Origin of the sequence: Streptomyces sp. NPDC053755 (genome assembly GCF_040677675.1) — a bacterium.
Taxonomy (GTDB): domain Bacteria; phylum Actinomycetota; class Actinomycetes; order Streptomycetales; family Streptomycetaceae; genus Streptomyces.
This window is the reverse complement of sequence record NZ_JBFASK010000026.1, coordinates 49,952-68,390: the sequence shown is the minus strand read 5'-3', so window position 1 is coordinate 68,390 and position 18,439 is coordinate 49,952. Positions and strand designations below refer to the sequence as shown.

Genomic DNA, 18,439 nt, shown 5'->3' with positions numbered 1-18,439 from the left:
TGACGCCATAAGCTGGCTTTATGACCGGTCAGATGAGCAGCGCGAGCGGTGACCACCCGCACGGGGGCGGCGCCCCCCTGTCCCACCGGGTTCCCGACCTCGGCGCGCTCGAACTCCTCCTGGCCGTGGCGCGCCACGGAAGCCTCGGCCGGGCGGCCCGCGAGGTCGGGATCACCCAGCCCGCGGCGAGCAGCCGGATCCGGTCGATGGAGCGGCAGCTCGGGGTGGCCCTGGTGGACCGTTCGCCGCGCGGCTCGCGGCTCACCGACGCCGGTGCCCTGGTGACGGACTGGGCCCGGCGGATCGTGGAGGCAGCCGAGGCCTTCGACGCGGGCGCCCAGGCGCTGCGCGGGCGGCGGGACTCGCGGCTGCGGGTCGCCGCGTCGATGACGATCGCCGAGTACCTGCTGCCGGGCTGGCTGATCGCGCTGCGTGCCGGACGCCCGGACACGGCCGTGTCCCTGATGGCGGGGAACTCGGCGGTGGTCGCCGAGAAGCTCCTCGCCGACGAGGCGGACCTCGGGTTCGTGGAAGGACTCGCCGTGCCCGACGGCCTGGACGGTGCGGTCGTCGCCCACGACCGGCTCGCGGTGGTCGCCGCCCCCTCCCACCCGTGGGCCCGCCGCAGCAGGCCGCTCGACCCCGCCGAACTGGCCGCCACCCCGCTGATCCTGCGCGAACGCGGCTCGGGCACCCGCCAGGTCCTCGACTCGGCGCTCTCCGCCCACGGTGGCCTCGCCCAGCCGCTCATGGAGCTGGCCTCCACCACCGCCGTGAAGGCGGCGGCGGTCAGCGGCGCGGGCCCCGCGGTCCTCAGCGAACTCGCGGTCGCCGAGGAGCTGGCCTCCCGCCGCCTGGTCGCGATCCCGGTCGCCGGGGTCCTCCTCCGCCGCGACCTCCGCGCGGTCTGGCCCACGGGCCACCGCCCCACGGGCCCGGCGCGGGACCTGCTCTCCCTGACGCGGGGGTAGCGGGAAGAGGGGGCCGGCGGGAGGGCAGCGCGGGCCTCAGGCGCCCGCCGCGTGGGCCAGGGCCGGTGCGTCGTTCCTCCCCGCCGCGGTTTCGGACGACGCCGCCCGGACCAGGCCCTCCATGACCCGCGGGTCCTCGCCCATCTCCGGATGCCACTGCACGCCCAGGGCCCAGACCGGCTCGGCCAGCTCCACCGCCTCGACCGTGCCGTCCTCCGCGTACGCCGAGGCGGTCAGGCCCCGGCCCAGGCGGTCCACCGCCTGATGGTGGTAGGTCGGAACGGACGCCGGCTCCGGCACCAGGGAGGCGTACAGCGTCCCCGGGACCGGCTCGACCCTGTGGCGGCCGATCACGCCGACCGACTCCACATGCCCGTCGAGGTGCTGCACCAGCGTGCCTCCGAGGGCCACGTTCAGCAGCTGCATGCCCCGGCAGATGCCCAGCAGCGGGACCCCCGAAGCCAGCGCCGCCTCCACCAGGGCCAGCTCCCACGCGTCCCTCGCGCGGGCCGGCGGTCCGGTGCGCGGATCGGGCGCGGCTCCGTACCGTACGGGCTCCACGTCCGCGCCGCCCGCCACCACCAGGCCGTCGAGGCGCGCCACCACCCCCGCCGCGGCGGACGGATCGTCCGGCGGGAGCATCACCGCGAGGCCGCCGCTCGCCTGGACCAGCTGCGGGTACCGCGCGGGAAGCAGCGCGGCGGGCATGTCCCACACCCCCCAGCGGGCCTGGTCCAGATAGGTCGTCACACCGATGAGCGGCTTGGTCATGAGGGAGCCTCCAGGAGGGAGTACGGGGGGATTCAGTCGCGTTCGAGCTCGGACTCGGCCGCCGCCAGCGCCGCGAACTCCTCCTCCGGCGCCTTGGCCACCAGATGGTGCCGACTGTAGAAGGCGAAGTAGGCGAGGGCGATCACATACACCCCGAGGGCGATGAGGGCCGCGTCCTGGTCGACCAGGAACGTCGCCACCAGCGCCGACAGGGCGAGCACCAACGCCACCGACGAGGTCACGACACCGCCGGGGGTGCGGTACGGCCGGTACAGGCCGGGCTCCCGGCGGCGCAGCACGATGTGCGACAGCGCCATGAGGGCGTACGAGATGGTGGCGCCGAACACCGCGATGTTCAGCATCCGCGCTCCGTTCCCGGTGCCCGCCGCGAGCGCGAAGCCGATCGCGCCCGGGATGAGCAGCCCCAGGTAGGGCGACTTGCGGCGGCTGGTCAGCGACAGGAAGCGGGGCAGGTAGCCGGCCCTGGAGAGGGCGAAGAGCTGCCGGGAGCCGGCGTAGACGAGGGAGAAGAAGGAGGCCACGAGCCCCGCGAGCCCGGCGTAGTTCACGAACCGGCTGAGCGCCGTCGGTTCCCCGTCGCCCTGGAGCGCCACCACGAGCGGGTTGCCCGCCTCCTGGATGGCGGCCGAGCCGCGGGCGCCCGTCGCGGCGAGGAAGGTCACCACGGCGAGGAGCACCAGGACGCCCATCGAGATCGCGAGAGCCCTCGGCATGGAACGGACCGGGTCCTTGGCCTCCTCGGCGGCGAGCGGTACGCCTTCCACGCCCAGGAAGAACCACATGCCGAAGGGGAACGCCGCCCAGATCCCGAGCAGTCCGAAGGGCAGCCAGGAGTTGGCGCCGAACGCCTCGCCGTCGACCGGGATGTCGTCGAGCCCGGCGACGTGGAAGTCGCTCAGCGCGCCGAGCGCGAAGACCACGAGCGCCGCGACCGCGATCGCCGTCACGACCAGGCTGAACCTCAGCGCCTCGCCCACGCCCCACAGGTGGATCCCGATGAAGACCGCGAAGCACGCGAGGTAGACGGGCCAGCCCGACTCGAGGCCGAAGAGGCCCAGCGACTCGACGTAGTCGCCGATGAAGATGGAGATGGCGGCGGGGGCGAGGATGTACTCGATCAGGATCGCGGTGCCGGTGAGGAAACCGCCCCAGGTGCCCAGAGCGCGGCGCGCGAAGCCGTAACCGCCGCCCGCCGTCGGCAGGATGGCGGAGAGCTCGGCGAGCGCGAAGACGAGACAGGCGTACATCGCGCCCATCAGCACGGTGGCGACGGCCAGTCCGCCGAAACCACCCTTGGAGAGACCGATGTTCCAGCCGGAGAAGTCCCCGGAGACGACGTAGGCGACGCCGAGTCCGGTGAGCAGCAGCCAGCCGGCGCTGCCGCGCCGCAGGGCGCGGCGTTCGAGATAGTCGTCGGGGGCGGCCGTGGCCCCGGTCTTGTCCCCGGTGGTGTCTTCGAGCGTCATGGCAGCGTCAGCTCCCCGCAGCGGGCCCAATGGATTGGCCCCATACCTTTGCGCCGGGTCGGCGGGAACGCAACCCCCGTGCGTTACTTTCGCGTTACGGGGGCCGCCGCCCCGGCGCGGCCCGGCCGGGCGTCATGGCTCCTCACGTCAGGAAGCCGCGGAGCAGCGCCGCCGTGCCGCCGCAGTGTTCGCGCATGACCTCGCGGGCCGCGTCGGCGTCCCCGTCCAGCACGGCCTCCACCAGGGCGGTGTGCTGGTGCTGCGAGTGCTCCAGGTTGCGGACGAGCAGCGGGATGCAGTCGAGCAGATCGTTCACCGTCGCCCGGACGCCCGCGTACTGCGCGGTGAGCGTCGGCGACCCCGACAGCTCGGCCAGCGTGAGGTGCAGCAGGGTGTCCTGGCGGCGGTAGTCGCCCAGCGGGGCGTCGTGCGTCGCCACCAGTGCGGCGCGCAGCCGGTCCGCGCCCTCGTCGTCGAGGCCGTGGGCGGCGCAGAGCCCGGCGGCGCCGACCTCCAGGACCTCGCGGAACCGCAGGGTGTCCTCCATGTCGACCGTGGCGATCCGGCGCCGCAGCTCGTCCTCGTCGGCCGTCTGGGTCCGGGGCAGCACAAACGTTCCGCCGTACCGCCCCCGGCGGCTCTCCACCAGCCCCTGCTCCTGGAGGACCTTCAGGACCTCGCGCAGGGTGACGCGGCTGATGCCCATCCGGTCGGCCAGTTCCCTCTCGGCCGGCAGGCGCTCCCCGCCGGGCACGAGTCCGAGGCGTACCACCTGGAGGATCTGCTCCAGCGCCTCCTCGAAGCCGTTGCCCGCCCGCACCGGCCGCAGCACGGGCGTGAGCCGGTCCGGCGCGCCGGCGCCCGTGCCGGGGCCCCTCCCCGGGCCCGACGCGGCACCCGCGTCGGCGCCCGCGGTCGCGCCCGGCGCCGGGTCCGTCTCTCCGCCGATCTTCGCCACGTCGCGGTTTCCCCTTCCCAAGCAATGGTCTTCGGCAATACCTTATGGCTTCCGGCTGGCCGAAGGAGGAGTCATCCCGTGGCAGACCGCCAAGCCCCGCTCTCCGTCGAGGACCTGCGTGCCCTCGTCGCGAGCGGTGAGATCGACACAGTCGTCCTGGCCTTCCCCGACATGCAGGGGCGGCTCCAGGGCAAGCGGTTCGCCGCACCGTTCTTCCTCGACGACGTCCTCGACCACGGCACCGAGGGCTGCAACTATCTCCTGGCCGTCGACACCGAGATGAACACGGTCGGCGGATACGCGATGTCGTCCTGGGACCGGGGGTACGGCGACTTCGCCATGCTCCCCGACCTCTCCACCCTGCGCCGCGTCCCCTGGAACGAGGGTACGGCGATGCTCATCGCCGACCTCGCCTGGAACGACGGCTCACCCGTCGTCGCCGCGCCCCGCCAGATCCTCCGCCGCCAGCTGGAACGGCTCGCCGAGCACGGCTACACCGCGCACGTCGGCACGGAGCTGGAGTTCATCGTCTTCAAGGACACCTACGAGCAGGCCTGGGACGCGAACTACCGGGGCCTCACCCCGGTCAACCAGTACAACATCGACTACTCCGTCCTCGGCACCGGCCGGATCGAACCCCTGCTGCGCCGCATCCGCAACGAGATGACCGGAGCCGGACTGACCGTCGAGTCCGCCAAGGGCGAGTGCAACCCGGGGCAGCACGAGATCGTCTTCCGGTACGACGAGGCCCTGGTCACCTGCGACCAGCACGCCGTCTACAAGACGGGCGCCAAGGAGATCGCCGCCCAGGAGGGCGTCTCGCTCACCTTCATGGCGAAGTACAACGAGCGCGAGGGCAACTCCTGCCACATCCACCTCTCCCTGCAGGACGCCGACGGTACGAACGTCATGGCCGGTGACGGGCCCGGGGGGATGTCGGAGACCATGCGGCACTTCCTCGCCGGGCAGCTCGCCGCCCTGCGCGACTTCTCCCTCCTCTACGCCCCCCACATCAACTCCTACAAACGCTTCCAGCCCGGCTCCTTCGCCCCCACCGCCGTCGCCTGGGGAGTCGACAACCGCACCTGCTCCCTGCGCGTGGTCGGCCACGGCCGCTCGACGCGTTTCGAGAACCGTCTCCCCGGCGGGGACGTCAACCCCCACCTCGCAGTCGCCGGACTCGTCGCCGCCGGTCTGTACGGCATCGAACAGCGGCTCGAGCTGCCGCCGGCCTGCGAGGGCAACGCCTACAGCGCCGACTACGCGCACGTCCCCACCACCCTGCGCGAGGCCGCCGAGCTCTGGGAGACGAGCCCCATCGCCAAGGCCGCCTTCGGCGACGAGGTCGTCGCCCACTACCGCAACATGGCCCGCGTCGAACTCGACGCGTACGACGCCGCGGTGACCGACTGGGAACTGCGCCGCTCCTTCGAACGCATGTGAGGAACGAGTTGCCGCACGAACTGCTTGTCCTGAACCCGGCGACCGAAGAGGTCGTCGCGACCGTCCCGGCCGCCACACCCGAGGACGTCGACGCCGCCGTCGTCCGCGCGACCGAGGCCCAGCGCGCCTGGGCCGCCGCGGCCCCCGCCGACCGGGCCCGGCTGCTGCGCCGCTTCGCCGCCGTCGTCGACGCCCACACCGAGGAGCTGGCCCTCCTCGAAGTCCGCGAGGCCGGTCACACCCTGGGCAATGCCCGCTGGGAGGCGGGCAACGTCCGCGACCTGCTCGACTTCGCGGCCGGAGGGGTCGAGCGGCTCAACGGCCGCCAGATCCCCGTCGCCGGCGGGATCGACATCACCCTCCTCGAACCCCTCGGCGTCGTCGGCGTGATCGCGCCCTGGAACTTCCCCATGCCGATCGCCGCCTGGGCCACCGCGCCGGCCCTCGCCGCAGGCAACGCGGTGATCCTCAAGCCCGCCGAGACCACCCCGCTCACCGCGCTCCGCCTCGCCGAACTCGCCCTGGAGGCAGGACTCCCCGAGGGCCTCTTCCAGGTCCTGCCCGGCGAGGGAGCCGTCGCGGGCGACGCGCTCGTCGAGCACCCCGGCATCGCCAAGATCGTCTTCACCGGCTCGACACGGGTCGGCAAGGGCATCATGGCGAAGTGCGCCGACCAGGTGAAGCGAGTGACGCTCGAACTCGGCGGCAAGAGCCCGAACATCGTCTTCGCCGACGCCGACATCGAGGCGGCGGCGGCCGCGGCGCCGATGTCCTTCCTCGACAACAGCGGCCAGGACTGCTGCGCCCGCACCCGCATCCTCGTCCAGCGATCCGTGTACGACCGCTTCCTCGAACTGCTCACCCCCGCGATCGAGGAGATCGTCGTCGGCGACCCCGCCGACGAGAGCACCCACATGGGTCCGCTGATCTCCCGCGCCCAGCTGGAGCGCGTACGGGCGTACGTCCCCGACTCCGCGCCCGCCATCCGCGGCAAGGCCCCCGAAGGCCCGGGCTTCTGGTTCCCGCCGACCGTCCTCACCGGCGTCGCCGAGGACGCGCCCTGCGCCGTCGAGGAGATCTTCGGTCCCGTCGCCGTCGCCTTGCCCTTCGAGGACGAGGCCGACGCGATCCGGCTCGCCAACGCCACCGAGTACGGACTGTCCGGCTCGATCTGGACCCGGGACGTCGGCCGCGCGCTGCGCGTCTCCCGGGCGGTCCGGGCCGGGAACCTGTCCGTCAACTCCCACTCCAGCGTCCGCTACTGGACCCCCTTCGGCGGCTACCGGCAGTCCGGCCTCGGCCGCGAACTCGGTCCCGACGCGCTCACCGCCTTCACCGAGACCAAGAACGTCTTCATCAGCACGGAAAGCACGGAGGCCTAACCCCATGACCGACTCGATCGTCTGCCGGCGCCTCGTCGGCCGTACCGCCGTCATCACCGGGGCCGGCAGCGGCATCGGGCTCGCCGCCGCCCGCCGCCTCGCCTCCGAGGGCGCGAACGTCGTCTGCGGCGACATCGACGCGACCGCGGGCAAGGCCGCCGCGGAAGAGGTCGGCGGCACCTTCGTCCAGGTCGACGTCACCGACCCCGAGCAGGTCGAGGCGCTCTTCAAGACCGCCTTCGACACGTACGGCTCCGTCGACATCGCCTTCAACAACGCCGGCATCTCGCCGCCCGACGACGACTCCATCCTCACCACCGGCCTGGAGGCGTGGAAGCGCGTCCAGGACGTCAACCTCACCTCCGTGTACCTCTGCTGCAAGGCCGCCCTGCCCTACATGCGGCAGCAGGGCCGCGGCTCGATCATCAACACGGCCTCCTTCGTCGCCGTGATGGGCGCGGCGACCAGCCAGATCTCGTACACCGCGTCGAAGGGCGGCGTCCTCGCCATGTCCCGCGAGCTGGGCGTCCAGTTCGCCCGCGAGGGCATCCGCGTCAACGCGCTCTGCCCGGGGCCGGTCAACACCCCCCTTCTCCAGGAACTGTTCGCCAAGGACCCCGAGCGCGCCGCGCGCCGCCTCGTGCACATCCCGGTCGGCCGCTTCGCCGAGGCCGAGGAGATCGCGGCCGCCGTCGCCTTCCTCGCCAGCGACGACTCCTCCTTCGTCAACGCCACCGACTTCCTCGTCGACGGCGGCATCTCCGGCGCCTACGTGACCCCGCTTTAGGGCGCGTGGCGAAAGTCCCGCCGCCCGCCCGAAGGGCGGGCCCCGCGGGGTCTGGTGCGTGCGCTCGCACGGCGGAGGATCGTCCTCGTCTGGGTGTGCTCGGACGATCCCGACCACGCGACGAGCGGGCGTGCCAGGCGTCGCGTGCCCGGCGGGGCTCTCGCAACAGGCCCCTAGGCTCCCGCCCGGCAGCCGGGCGCGCGCGGCGGCCGGCCGGCGGGACTCCGTGCACGGGCCCCGAACCCGCCCTCTAGGGTGGCCGGATGAGCATGACGACCCCTCCCGGTTGGTACCCGGACCCGACCACGCCCACCGTCGAACGCTGGTGGGACGGTACGGCCTGGAGCGCCCACACCCGGCTCCTGCCGGGCGTCGCCCCGCTCCCGGTCACCGCTCCGCAAGCGGTCGTCGTTCCTCCGCGCGCCCGACCGGGCAGGTCCGTCGCCCTGGGCGCGGCGGCGGTCGCCGCCGTCGCGGCGACCGTGGTCGTGGGAGTCCTCGTCCTCGGCGGCGAGGACGAGGACCCGGGGACCGCGGGACCGCCCCCGGCGAGCCCGACCACCACCTCGGCGGCCCCGACCACGTCGTCCTCGGCCGACCCGTCGAGCGAGGACCCGACGCGTGTGGCCGACCAGCTCAACGGCATCAGCCTGCCCGTGATCGACGGCTGGGAGAAGCCGCGCTACACCGCGGGCGGCATGCCGACGGTCACGACCGTGGGCACCTATCCCTGCCCCGGCGCGCCCACCGTCGACTGCCGCCGCGGCACGGTCGACTCCCGCACGCCGTCCGGCACGGACGCCGCCACCCCGGAGGCGCTCGCGAAGGAGGACATCGCCCTGGCCGCCGACGCCTTCTACGAGGACGACGTCCTCGGCAACCGCCCTTACGGCGGGATCGTCTCCCACCGGCAGATCGCGGCCCGCCCCGCCGTCGTCGCCGGCCGCACTGGCTATCTGGTGCGCTGGCGGGTCACCACGGGCAAGGGGCCCGGCGCCTACGTCCAGTCGCTGGCCTTCCCCTCCCCGCTCGGCAGCGAGTCCCCGGTCGTCGTCCGCTTCGCCTTCGACGCGGGACCCGACGGCCCGCCGCTCGCAGCGATGGACGAGATCATCCGGGGGATCCTCCCCATCGGCAGCACGACGAACGGCGGCGTGGGCGCCCCGATCACCCCGGGGTCCTGACCGGCCGGATCCTGACCGGCCGGATCCCGGCGCGGCTCAGAGGAACGTGCGGCCCTCGCCCCGGTAGGTCGGCACCGTCGCCGTGATCCGGTCGCCCTCGACCAGCCGCAGGCTGTCGAACCGCTCGCACAGCTCACCGGCCTTCGCATGCCGGAACCACACCTTGTCCCCGATGAGCAGGTCGTCGGCGGGGGAGCCGAGCAGGGGCGTCTGCACCTCGCCCGGCCCCTCCTGCGGGTCGTACCGCAGCCCCTCCGGCAGGTACGGCACGGGCAGCCGGTCCGGCCCCGCCGCGCCGGACGCCGGATAGCCGCCTCCGAGCACCGTCACCACGCCGACGCCGGGACGCCGCACGACCGGCTGGGCGAAGAGCGCGGCGGGACGGCCGGTGAAGGACGTGTAGTTGTCGAAGAGGCGCGGCACGAAGAGCCCCGACCCGGCGGCGATCTCGGTCACCGCCTCCTCGGCCGCCGTGTGCTGCACGCTGCCGGTGCCGCCGCCGTTGACGAACTCCAGGTCCGGCGCGACCGCCCGCACCGCACGGACCACGGCGGCGCGGCGCTCCGCCAGCTCCTTGCGGGCGGCGGCCTGCATCAGCCGGATCGCCCGGGAGCGCAGCGGCCGCCCGGCGAGCGCGTCCCCGACGCCGGCCACATGCCCTTCGTACGCCATGATCCCGACGAGCCGGAAGCCCGGGCGGCGGGCGACGGACCGGGCCAGCTCGGCGAGCTGGGCGGGCTCGCGCAGCGGGGAGCGCAGGGCGCCGACCCGGATCCGCCCGCCGAGCAGCCGGAGGGAGGTGTCGAGCTCCAGGCAGACCCGGATCTCCTCGTCACCGCCGGCCCGGGCGTGGTCGATCAGATCGAGCTGCGCCGGGTCGTCCACCATGACGGTGACGGCGGCGGCGAGCTTGGGGTCGCCGGCCAGCTCGGCGAAGGCGGCCCGGTCGGCGGAGGGATAGGCGAGCAGCACGTCGTCGAAGCCCGCGCGGGCCAGCCACAGGGACTCGTCGAGCGTGAACGACATGATCCCGGCGAAACCCTCGCGCGCCAGGACCCGCTCCAGCAGCGCGCGGCACCGTACGGACTTGCTCGCCACCCGGATCGGCTTGCCGCCGGCCCGGCGGACGAGATCGTCGGCATTGGCGTCGAACGCCTCCAGGTCGACGATCGCCACGGGCGCGTCGAGATCGGCGGTGGCCCGGTCGTACCGGGCCCGGTCGGCGGCGCGGGGAGTCATGGGCCGAGCTTGCCAGACGGGGTTACGGCAGGGTAGCCCCTCGGTTCCCGCGCAGGGGGGAACAGCCCGTAGAGTGACGGGCATTGCCAGAACGACCAGGGGGACGGGTATGACCACCGACGCGCACCCTCCCACGTCGTCCCGCATCACCGAGGCACTGCTCCCGCCGACGCCCCCCGCTCCGGCCCCCTCGCGCCCCGCCGACGACGCGCGCCCCTCCACCCCGCCCGGCTCCTCCACGGCGCTTCCCTCCTCCAGGACGTCCGGCGCGTACGCGTCCGGCCCCTCCGCGCCCGAGAACGCCCCGCCGCACCCCGCCGGGCCCCCGCGCATGCCGGGCAGCCCGCCCTCGCGACCCGGCGGCGCACCGTCCACCGGCCGAGGCGGCGGCCGCCCCGGCGTACCGCCGCAGCCGGCCGAGGCGCCCGCCGTCGAGACGACGGCCCGGCTCCGGCCGATCCGCGGCACCGGCCCCTCTTCCGGCACCGCACCCCGCCCTGGCACGACGCCCGCCGCGCGGCAGCCCGACGCGCCCCGCACGCCGGGCGGCCCCCGCCGCCCCGAGCACGCCACGGACGCGCCCCGCACGCCAAGCGACCCCCGCCGCCCCGAGCCGCCCCGGCCCGCCGCTCCGCCCGGGCCCGCGTACGCCGGCTCCGCCCGGCCCGAGGCGGAGTGGCCGGAGCGGGAGGCGCGGCCGGAGCAGGCGTACGGGACCTACGGCGCCTACCGGGCGTACACCGTGCCGCCCGAGACGCTCACCGAGACGACCACACGGCTCCGCCCCATCCGCGAGCGCCGGGTCGGGCGCGTCGCCGCGGCCGGCGTGTGCCTCGTCGTGGGACTCGGGCTCATCGGCGGCGCGGCCGCCGGGGCGGTCCTCGCGGCCAGCGACGTCGGCGAGCCCCCGGAGCCCCCCGGCTTCTCCCTGACCAGGACCCTCTGGCACAACGCTCCCGTGGACACCCTCTTCCCCCGCACCCTCAAGGGACCCGAGGCCGGCCCCGGCGGCGCGGCCCGCACCTGGACGCGCGTCGTCGTCGCCCCCGACGCCCCGTGCTCCGCCGCCGTCCTGCCCCGGAGCGTTCTCACGGCCCTGCGCCCCGCCGGCTGCGACCGGGTCCTGCGCGCCACGTACACCGACGCCACCGCCAGCAGCGTCATCACCGTCGGCATGGCCTTCACCCCGGCCGACCCCGCCACCATGCGCTCCCTGGGCGGGCCGCTGATCGGCGACGACGTCCCCCCGCCGCTGTCCGCGCCGGGCACGGTCGCCGAACGCTTCGGCGCCGGCCAGCGCGCCAGCTGGTGGACGCGCGCCCTGCCCGACCTGCCCGTCGTCGTCTTCTCCGTCTCCGGGTTCGCCGACGGCCGCTCCGTCAGCCCCGAGCCCGCCGCCCAGGCCATGACAGCCGACCGGACCACCGCGCCCGCCCAGGCAGGCCTCGGCCATGAGGCCAAGGGAGTCGCCGACGGCGTCGAGCGCGGCCTGCGCACGACCGTGGCCGCGGCCGTGACGAAGGACGACGACCGGTGACCGCCCGCCGTACGCGTACCGCCGCGACCCTCCTCGCCGCCGCCTTCGCCGTCCTCCCCGCCACCACCACCCCCGCACACGCCGACAGCATCCGCGCCCAGCAGTGGGGCCTGGAAGCCCTGCGCACCGAGGAGGCGTGGCGCACCACCGAGGGGGAGCGCGTCACCGTCGCCGTCCTCGACACCGGCGTCGACGCCGACCACCCCGACCTGGCCGGCTCGGTCCTCACCGGCAAGGACCTGATCGGCTTCGGGGCGCGGCAGGGCGATCGCGCCTGGGCCCGTCACGGCACCGCCATGGCCGGCATCATCGCCGGGCACGGCCACGGCCCCGACCGCCAGGACGGGGTCCTCGGCGTCGCGCCCCAGGCCAGGATCCTGCCCGTCCGGGTCATCCTCGAAGGCACCGACAAGGCCCGGGACAAGGCCCGCAAGTCCCGTGGCACCGCCCTCGCCCAGGGCATTCGCTGGGCCGTCGACCACGGCGCCGACGTCATCAACCTCTCCCTCGGCGACGACTCGGAGTCCGCCCACCCCGACGCCGGCGAGGACGCCGCCGTCCAGTACGCCCTGGCCAAGGGCGTCTCGGTGGTGGCCTCGGCCGGCAACGGCGGCGAGAAGGGCGACCACATCTCCTTCCCCGCTGCCTACCCGGGCGTCATCGCCGTCACCGCGGTCGACCGCTACGGCACCCACGCCTCCTTCTCCACCAGTCGCTGGTACGCCACGGTCAGCGCGCCCGGCGTCGACATCGTCATGGCCGACCCCGACCGCCGCTACTACCAGGGCTGGGGCACCAGCGCCGCCGCCGCCTTCGTCTCCGGCGCCGTGGCGCTGGTCCGCTCCGCCCACCCCGACCTGACCCCCGCCCAGGTCAAGAGGCTGCTGACCGACACCGCCCGCAACCGCCCCAAGGCCGGGCGCAGCGACGCCAAGGGGTACGGGACGGTCGACCCGGCCGCCGCGATCGAGGCCGGGGCCTCGCTGAAGGGCTCCGACATCAAGAACGCCGCCGCCGGCTACGGCGGGCGGTACTTCGGGCCGGGACCGAGCCCGGCCGCCGACGACGGCGAACCGGTCGGCCTGCTCGCCCCCGTCGCGGGAGGCCTCGGCGCCCTGCTGCTCGCCGCCGCGGTGGTGCTGTGGCGCACCGCCCACACCGGCCCCCGCCCGCCCCGCTGAGGCCCGACCGCCCTCCCGTCCCCCGTCCCCCGCCCCGCGCCCGTCGGCCCCGGGCTCCCGACCCGGACCGGGGGCATGCGCCGTGAGCGCTGCGGCTAGGCTCGTCGCGTGGCGCTCAAGAACATCCCTGACCCCGGTTTCTCCGACGACGACGGCACCGCCGACCCGCGGCTCGCCCAGGCCCTCGCGGCGTGGGCGGAGGACAGAACCGCCCACGGCCCCGTCCTCCGGGCGCTCCGGGACGCGCGCCTGCTCGTGCCCGTCGTGGCCGTGCTCGGCGAGGTCGAGGAGGACCCCGAGACGGGGCTGCGCCGCGAGAAGACCAGCGACATGGCCGTGCCCACCCTGACCGCGGGCGACCGCCGGGCGCTGCCCGCCTTCACCTCGCTCGCCTCCCTGGCCCTGTGGGATCCGGCCGCCCGCCCCGTCGCCGTACCGCTCCACCAGGCGCTCCAGGCGGCCGCGCACGAGAAGGCGGACACGCTCGTCCTGGACCTGGCGGGACCTGTGCCCTACCAGGTGACCGGTCCGGCCCTGCTGGCCCTCGCGGAGGGCCGCCACAGTGTGGACCCGCTGGAGGACCCGGCGGTACGGGAGGCGGTCCGCGCCGCCGTCGCCACGGAGCCCGCCGTGCTGCGCGCCCATCTCGGCCCCGGCAGCGCCGACGGCACCCTCGCCCTCGTCATGGCGCCGGACGCGGCCCCGGCGGAGGCGGCCCAGCGGGTCGCCCGGCTGCTGGCCGCCGACGAGACGTTGAGGGCTCGTCTGGTCCGCGGCCTCGACCTGGCCCTCCTGCCGGCCGGCGCCACGCCTCCGGGCGAGCCGTTCTACGTCAGGGACGACGCCTGAGCGTGCGGGGGGCCACAGCCTGAGCGCGTAGGGACGAGGCGATCGCAGGGTACGTGGGCCGCGCCGGAGCCGACGCGCGCCTGGCGGCCCGTCCCCAGGCCGATGGCGTGCGCACGACGAAGGGGCGGGACCCGTCGGTACCGACGGGTCCCGCCCCTCTCCTCTGGCGACTGTCCTAGCCGTACACCGGTCCGGTGTACTTCTCGCCCGGCCCCTGGCCCGGCTCGTCCGGGACGAAGGAGGCCTCGCGGAAGGCGAGCTGCAGGGACTTCAGGCCGTCCCGCAGCGGCGCCGCGTGGAAGGAGCTGATCTCCGTGGCGCCGGCGTCGAGCAGGCCCGCCAGGGCGTGGATCAGCTTGCGGGCCTCGTCGAGGTCCTTGTGCTCCTCGCCCTCCTCGGTGAGCCCGAGCTTCACCGCGGCGGCGCTCATCAGGTTGACGGCGACCGTCACGATCACCTCGACGGCCGGGACCTCCGCGATGTCGCGGGTCATGGCGTCGAAGTCGGGGGAGTCCGCGGACTCGGTGTGGGGCGTTTCGCTCATGCCCCACACGATAAGCCGCGGTGGACGGGGGAGTGCCGCGGGTCCTCCGTTAGCAAAGCGGCGCGGTCGGTGCTAACCTTGTGTAACGACCGGCCGGACACGTGTGTGCCCGGCCCACAAGTGGAGGCTCCGACTTCCCACCTGACCGCCCTCACGGGCGGCGGGTCACCGGTCAGGCGGCGCCCATCGTTCCGTACGGACGATGGAAGCCGCCCGATGTGCGCCCCGCGGTTGATCGCGGCGGTGCTCCGGTATTTCCGTGGAGCCCCGCCTGTGTCCCGTCCGGGGCATTTTTCTTGTTCCGGCGCGGTTGGTCTCACTGAAACAGACATGCGCGTCCGTCCGCCAGGCGGTCGCGTGGTGCTACCGAGGAGGATCCATCAGCGCCGAGCCCCGCATCAACGACAGGATTCGCGTTCCCGAGGTGCGACTTGTCGGACCCAGCGGCGAGCAGGTCGGGATTGTTCCGCTTGCCAAGGCCCTGGAGCTCGCACAGGAGTACGACCTCGATCTGGTCGAGGTCGCGGCGAACGCCCGTCCGCCCGTGTGCAAGCTCATGGACTACGGGAAGTTCAAGTACGAGTCGGCCATGAAGGCCCGTGAGGCGCGCAAGAACCAGGCGCACACGGTCATCAAGGAGATGAAGCTCCGGCCGAAGATCGACCCGCACGACTATGACACCAAGAAGGGTCACGTCGTCCGGTTCCTCAAGCAGGGCGACAAGGTCAAGATCACGATCATGTTCCGTGGTCGTGAGCAGTCCCGCCCCGAGCTTGGCTTCCGTCTGCTGCAGCGACTGGCTTCGGACGTCGAGGAGCTTGGCTTCATCGAGTCCAACCCGAAGCAGGACGGCCGGAACATGATCATGGTTCTCGGCCCCCACAAGAAGAAGACCGAGGCCATGGCCGAGGCGCGCGAGGCCCAGGCCGCGCGCAAGGCGGAGCGTCAGGGCGGTTCGTCCGACGAGTCCGCCGAGGCCCCGGCCCCGGAGACCGCGACCGAGGCTTCCGCCGAGGCTCCGGCCGAGAACCCCGAGGCGTGACCCGAGGGGCTGCCCTCCAGGCAGCCCCGGGCCTCGCCCGGAACCACCACACCAAGAATTGACGCTCCCGGTCGCCCGGTGCCCGCACCGGGGGGAGCGCCACTGACGAGGAGATACGGCGCGATGCCGAAGAACAAGACGCACTCCGGTGCCAAGAAGCGCTTCAAGATCACCGGCTCCGGCAAGGTGCTGCGCGAGCGCGCCGGCAAGCGCCACCTGCTCGAGCACAAGTCGTCCAAGCTGACGCGCCGCCTCACCGGCAACGCCGAGATGGCCCCGGGCGACGCGGCCAAGATCAAGAAGATGCTGGGCATCTGACTGATCTCCGGCTCCCGGTGACCGGGAGCCACCGGCCCAGTCCGGGCCCCATTCGTTTCCGGGTCGTGTGAGTCCAACCACGGCCCCGCTACAAGGAGTTAACAAGTGGCACGCGTCAAGCGGGCAGTCAACGCCCACAAGAAGCGCCGGGCGATCCTCGAGGCGGCCTCCGGCTACCGCGGTCAGCGTTCGCGCCTGTACCGCAAGGCCAAGGAGCAGGTCACCCACTCGCTGGTCTACAACTACAACGACCGCAAGAAGCGCAAGGGCGACTTCCGTCAGCTGTGGATCCAGCGCATCAACGCCGCTGCCCGCCAGAACGGCATGACGTACAACCGCCTCATCCAGGGTCTGAAGGCCGCCAACATCGAGGTGGACCGCAAGATCCTCGCCGAGCTGGCCGTCAACGACGCCAACGCGTTCGCCGCGCTGGTCGAGGTCGCGCAGAAGGCTCTGCCGGCCGACGTCAACGCCCCGAAGGCCGCCGCCTGATCTCCCAGGCCGCAGTGCTTCCGCCCGGACCCGCAGGCCCCGCGCCTGCGGGTCCGGCGCGTTCCGGGCACACCGGGGACGCCGGGCGGTCCGCCCGCCCGGCGCCCGGCCCCGTCCCGCGCCACCCGCACCCCGCCTCGCACCCCTCTCGTACGCACGAAAAGAGAGCCGCCGACCCCATGGGCACCCCCGAGCTGATCTCCCCGCGTTCGCCGCGCGTCGTCGCCGCCCGGCGGCTGGCCAAGCGCAACTTCCGGGGCAAGGACCGCCTCTTCATCGCCGAGGGCCCGCAGGCCGTCCGCGAGGCCGTCGAGCACCGCGGCAGCGGGGGAGAGCCCACGCTCGTCGAGCTCTTCACCACCGTCGAGGCCGCCGAGAGGTACGCCGGGATCGTCGACGCCGCCCACGCGGCCGGGGCCCGGGTCCACCACGCCTCCGACGCCGTCCTCGCCGAGGTCTCCCAGACCGTCACCCCGCAGGGCCTGGTCGGGGTCTGCCGCTTCCTCGACTCGCCGTTCGAGGAGATCCTCGCCACCAGGCCCAAGCTGGTCGCCGTCCTCGCCCACGTCCGCGACCCGGGGAACGCCGGCACCGTCCTGCGCTGCGCCGACGCCGCCGGAGCCGACGCCGTCGTCCTCACCGACGCCTCCGTCGACCTCTACAACCCCAAATCCGTCCGCGCCTCCGTCGGCTCCCTCTTCCACCTCCCGGTCGCCGTCGGCGTCCCGGTCGAGCAGGCCGTCGCCGGTCTGAAGAGCGCGGGGGTGCGGATCCTGGCCGCCGACGGCGCCGGCGAGGACGACCTCGACGACGAGCTGGACGCCGGCACCATGGGGGGACCCACCGCCTGGGTCTTCGGCAACGAGGCGTGGGGCCTGCCCGAGGAGACCCGCGCGCTCGCCGACGCCGTCGTACGCGTCCCGATCCACGGCAAGGCCGAGAGCCTCAACCTCGCGACGGCCGCCGCCGTGTGCCTGTACGCCTCCGCGCGTGCCCAGCGCCCCCGAACCACCGCCTGAGGGGGTCCACTCCGTCACCTCCACCTAGTAGGGTGACGGGCTCGGGGGCCCACTGCGCTACACGGAGGGGTGGGGAACGGGGATGACGGTCGGCACGGACAGGCCCACAGACGGACGGGGCTCCGAGCCGCGTGCCCCGGAGCACGGCCACCGGCCCGGCATCGACCCCGACGACCTGCCCGACGGACTCGTCGTCGCCGACGCGACCGGCCTGGTCGTCTGCTTCAACGCCGCCGCCGCCCGCCTCACCTCCGTCTCCCGCGACGACGCCCTCGGCGCCCCCCTGGAACAGGTCCTGCCCCTGGAGGACCTCAAGGGCCGCCGCTGGTGGACGCTCACCGACCCCTACGGCGGGCTCGCCACCCGCCGCGGCCAGCCCGAGCGCAATCTGCTCCTGCCCGGCGGCCGCGAGGTCCTCGTCTCCGCGCGCTACGTCCGCGGGCACCCCACCGGCCCCGTCCTGCGGGTCGTGGTCTCCCTGCGCGGCACCGAGGCCCGCCGCCGTACCGAGCTGAGCCACGCCGAACTGATCGCCACCGTCGCCCACGAGCTGCGCTCGCCCCTGACCTCCGTCAAGGGCTTCACCGCGACCCTGCTCGCCAAGTGGGAGCGGTTCACCGACGACCAGAAGCGCCTCATGCTGGAGACCGTCGACGCCGACGCCAACCGCGTCACCCGGCTCATCGCCGAGCTCCTCGACATCTCCCGGATCGACTCCGGCCGGCTCGAGGTGCGCCGCCAGCCGGTCGACATCGCCGCCGCCGTCGGCCGCCACATCCAGGCCCACACCGCCGGCGGCCAGTCCCCCGACCGCTTCTTCGTCCGCGTACGGCCCGGGCTGCCCGATCTCTGGGCCGATCCCGACAAGATCGACCAGATCCTCGGCAACCTCCTGGAAAACGCGGTGCGCCACGGCGAGGGAACCGTCACCATCGAGGTGGCGCCCACCTGCGCCACCACCGACGGAGAGAAGGGGACGGCGGTCACCGTGAGCGACGAAGGTCCCGGCATCCCCGAGGAGTCGATGGGGCGCGTCTTCACCCGCTTCTGGCGGGGAAGCAAGCGCGGTGGCACCGGGCTGGGCCTCTACATCGTCAAGGGCATCGTCGAGGCCCACGGCGGCACCATCACCGTCGGCCGCGGCCCCCGCGGCGGCGCCGAGTTCCGATTTATCCTGCCCGTGGCTGCCCCGGCCTATCTCGCCTGACGAGATCATCGGCCGCCCGGCCCGCCCA

General features: G+C 74.0%; 18 protein-coding genes. 13 read left to right on the top strand and 5 right to left on the bottom strand.

Features of this window, described 5'->3' with window-relative positions:
* Positions 1-20: 20 nt before the first annotated feature.
* Positions 21-971 carry a LysR family transcriptional regulator gene (locus AB0K65_RS23570; RefSeq protein ID WP_365719586.1) on the top strand — a complete coding sequence of 317 codons (951 nt, stop codon included), beginning with the start codon at positions 21-23 and terminating at the stop codon, positions 969-971.
* Between the two features lie 36 nt (positions 972-1,007).
* Here the strand turns inward: AB0K65_RS23570 and AB0K65_RS23565 are convergent, their stop codons facing one another.
* The 3 genes from AB0K65_RS23565 to AB0K65_RS23555 form a co-directional block, all read right to left on the bottom strand.
* A complete protein-coding gene (locus tag AB0K65_RS23565) occupies positions 1,008-1,742 on the bottom strand; it encodes a gamma-glutamyl-gamma-aminobutyrate hydrolase family protein (RefSeq protein ID WP_365719584.1) in 735 nt (244 codons plus the stop codon).
* A 32-nt stretch (positions 1,743-1,774) separates the two neighbouring features.
* A complete protein-coding gene (eat, locus tag AB0K65_RS23560; RefSeq protein ID WP_365719582.1) occupies positions 1,775-3,229 on the bottom strand; it encodes an ethanolamine permease in 1,455 nt (484 codons plus the stop codon).
* A gap of 142 nt (positions 3,230-3,371) precedes the next feature.
* On the bottom strand, positions 3,372-4,061 hold the full coding sequence (locus AB0K65_RS23555; protein WP_365719650.1) for an FCD domain-containing protein: 690 nt from the start codon (positions 4,059-4,061) through the stop codon (positions 3,372-3,374).
* 204 nt (positions 4,062-4,265) lie between these two features.
* Here AB0K65_RS23555 and AB0K65_RS23550 point away from each other — a divergent pair, with 204 nt between their 5' ends.
* From AB0K65_RS23550 to AB0K65_RS23535, 4 genes are all read left to right on the top strand, one after another.
* Positions 4,266-5,630 (top strand): glutamine synthetase family protein, encoded by a 1,365-nt coding sequence (locus AB0K65_RS23550; RefSeq protein ID WP_365719580.1) that lies wholly within the window; start codon positions 4,266-4,268, stop codon positions 5,628-5,630.
* Positions 5,631-5,638: 8 nt separating this feature from the next.
* The gene (locus AB0K65_RS23545; RefSeq protein ID WP_365719578.1) at positions 5,639-7,012 is read left to right on the top strand and encodes an aldehyde dehydrogenase family protein; all 1,374 of its coding nucleotides are present in this window, start codon (positions 5,639-5,641) and stop codon (positions 7,010-7,012) included.
* Between the two features lie 4 nt (positions 7,013-7,016).
* A complete protein-coding gene (locus AB0K65_RS23540; protein ID WP_365719576.1) occupies positions 7,017-7,799 on the top strand; it encodes a 3-oxoacyl-ACP reductase in 783 nt (260 codons plus the stop codon).
* Positions 7,800-8,062: 263 nt separating this feature from the next.
* A complete protein-coding gene (locus tag AB0K65_RS23535; protein ID WP_365719574.1) occupies positions 8,063-8,983 on the top strand; it encodes a DUF2510 domain-containing protein in 921 nt (306 codons plus the stop codon).
* Positions 8,984-9,019: 36 nt separating this feature from the next.
* Here the strand turns inward: AB0K65_RS23535 and AB0K65_RS23530 are convergent, their stop codons facing one another.
* Positions 9,020-10,222: an amino acid deaminase/aldolase gene (locus AB0K65_RS23530; protein ID WP_365719572.1), complete on the bottom strand. Its 1,203-nt coding sequence runs from the start codon at positions 10,220-10,222 to the stop codon at positions 9,020-9,022.
* A 109-nt stretch (positions 10,223-10,331) separates the two neighbouring features.
* Between AB0K65_RS23530 and AB0K65_RS23525 the strand changes: the two genes are divergently transcribed.
* The 3 genes from AB0K65_RS23525 to AB0K65_RS23515 all read left to right on the top strand — a co-directional run bounded on the left by AB0K65_RS23525 (position 10,332) and on the right by AB0K65_RS23515 (position 13,789).
* A complete protein-coding gene (locus tag AB0K65_RS23525; RefSeq protein ID WP_365719570.1) occupies positions 10,332-11,759 on the top strand; it encodes a hypothetical protein in 1,428 nt (475 codons plus the stop codon).
* Positions 11,756-12,940, top strand: a complete 1,185-nt coding sequence (mycP, locus tag AB0K65_RS23520) for a type VII secretion-associated serine protease mycosin (protein ID WP_365719568.1) — start codon at positions 11,756-11,758, stop codon at positions 12,938-12,940. Before AB0K65_RS23525 ends, mycP begins: the two co-directional genes overlap by 4 nt.
* A gap of 108 nt (positions 12,941-13,048) precedes the next feature.
* The gene (locus AB0K65_RS23515) at positions 13,049-13,789 is read left to right on the top strand and encodes an SseB family protein (protein ID WP_365719566.1); all 741 of its coding nucleotides are present in this window, start codon (positions 13,049-13,051) and stop codon (positions 13,787-13,789) included.
* Between the two features lie 175 nt (positions 13,790-13,964).
* Here the strand turns inward: AB0K65_RS23515 and AB0K65_RS23510 are convergent, their stop codons facing one another.
* Positions 13,965-14,333: a DUF1844 domain-containing protein gene (locus AB0K65_RS23510; protein WP_365719564.1), complete on the bottom strand. Its 369-nt coding sequence runs from the start codon at positions 14,331-14,333 to the stop codon at positions 13,965-13,967.
* Between the two features lie 319 nt (positions 14,334-14,652).
* Here AB0K65_RS23510 and infC point away from each other — a divergent pair, with 319 nt between their 5' ends.
* From infC to AB0K65_RS23485, 5 genes are all read left to right on the top strand, one after another.
* A complete protein-coding gene (gene infC / locus AB0K65_RS23505) occupies positions 14,653-15,375 on the top strand; it encodes a translation initiation factor IF-3 (RefSeq protein ID WP_365719648.1) in 723 nt (240 codons plus the stop codon).
* A gap of 123 nt (positions 15,376-15,498) precedes the next feature.
* Positions 15,499-15,693: a 50S ribosomal protein L35 gene (gene rpmI / locus AB0K65_RS23500; protein WP_019884943.1), complete on the top strand. Its 195-nt coding sequence runs from the start codon at positions 15,499-15,501 to the stop codon at positions 15,691-15,693.
* A 105-nt stretch (positions 15,694-15,798) separates the two neighbouring features.
* Positions 15,799-16,185, top strand: a complete 387-nt coding sequence (gene rplT / locus AB0K65_RS23495) for a 50S ribosomal protein L20 (RefSeq protein ID WP_125652405.1) — start codon at positions 15,799-15,801, stop codon at positions 16,183-16,185.
* A gap of 179 nt (positions 16,186-16,364) precedes the next feature.
* The gene (locus AB0K65_RS23490; protein ID WP_365719561.1) at positions 16,365-17,204 is read left to right on the top strand and encodes an RNA methyltransferase; all 840 of its coding nucleotides are present in this window, start codon (positions 16,365-16,367) and stop codon (positions 17,202-17,204) included.
* A gap of 82 nt (positions 17,205-17,286) precedes the next feature.
* The gene (locus AB0K65_RS23485; protein WP_365719559.1) at positions 17,287-18,411 is read left to right on the top strand and encodes an ATP-binding protein; all 1,125 of its coding nucleotides are present in this window, start codon (positions 17,287-17,289) and stop codon (positions 18,409-18,411) included.
* Positions 18,412-18,439: the final 28 nt, after the last annotated feature.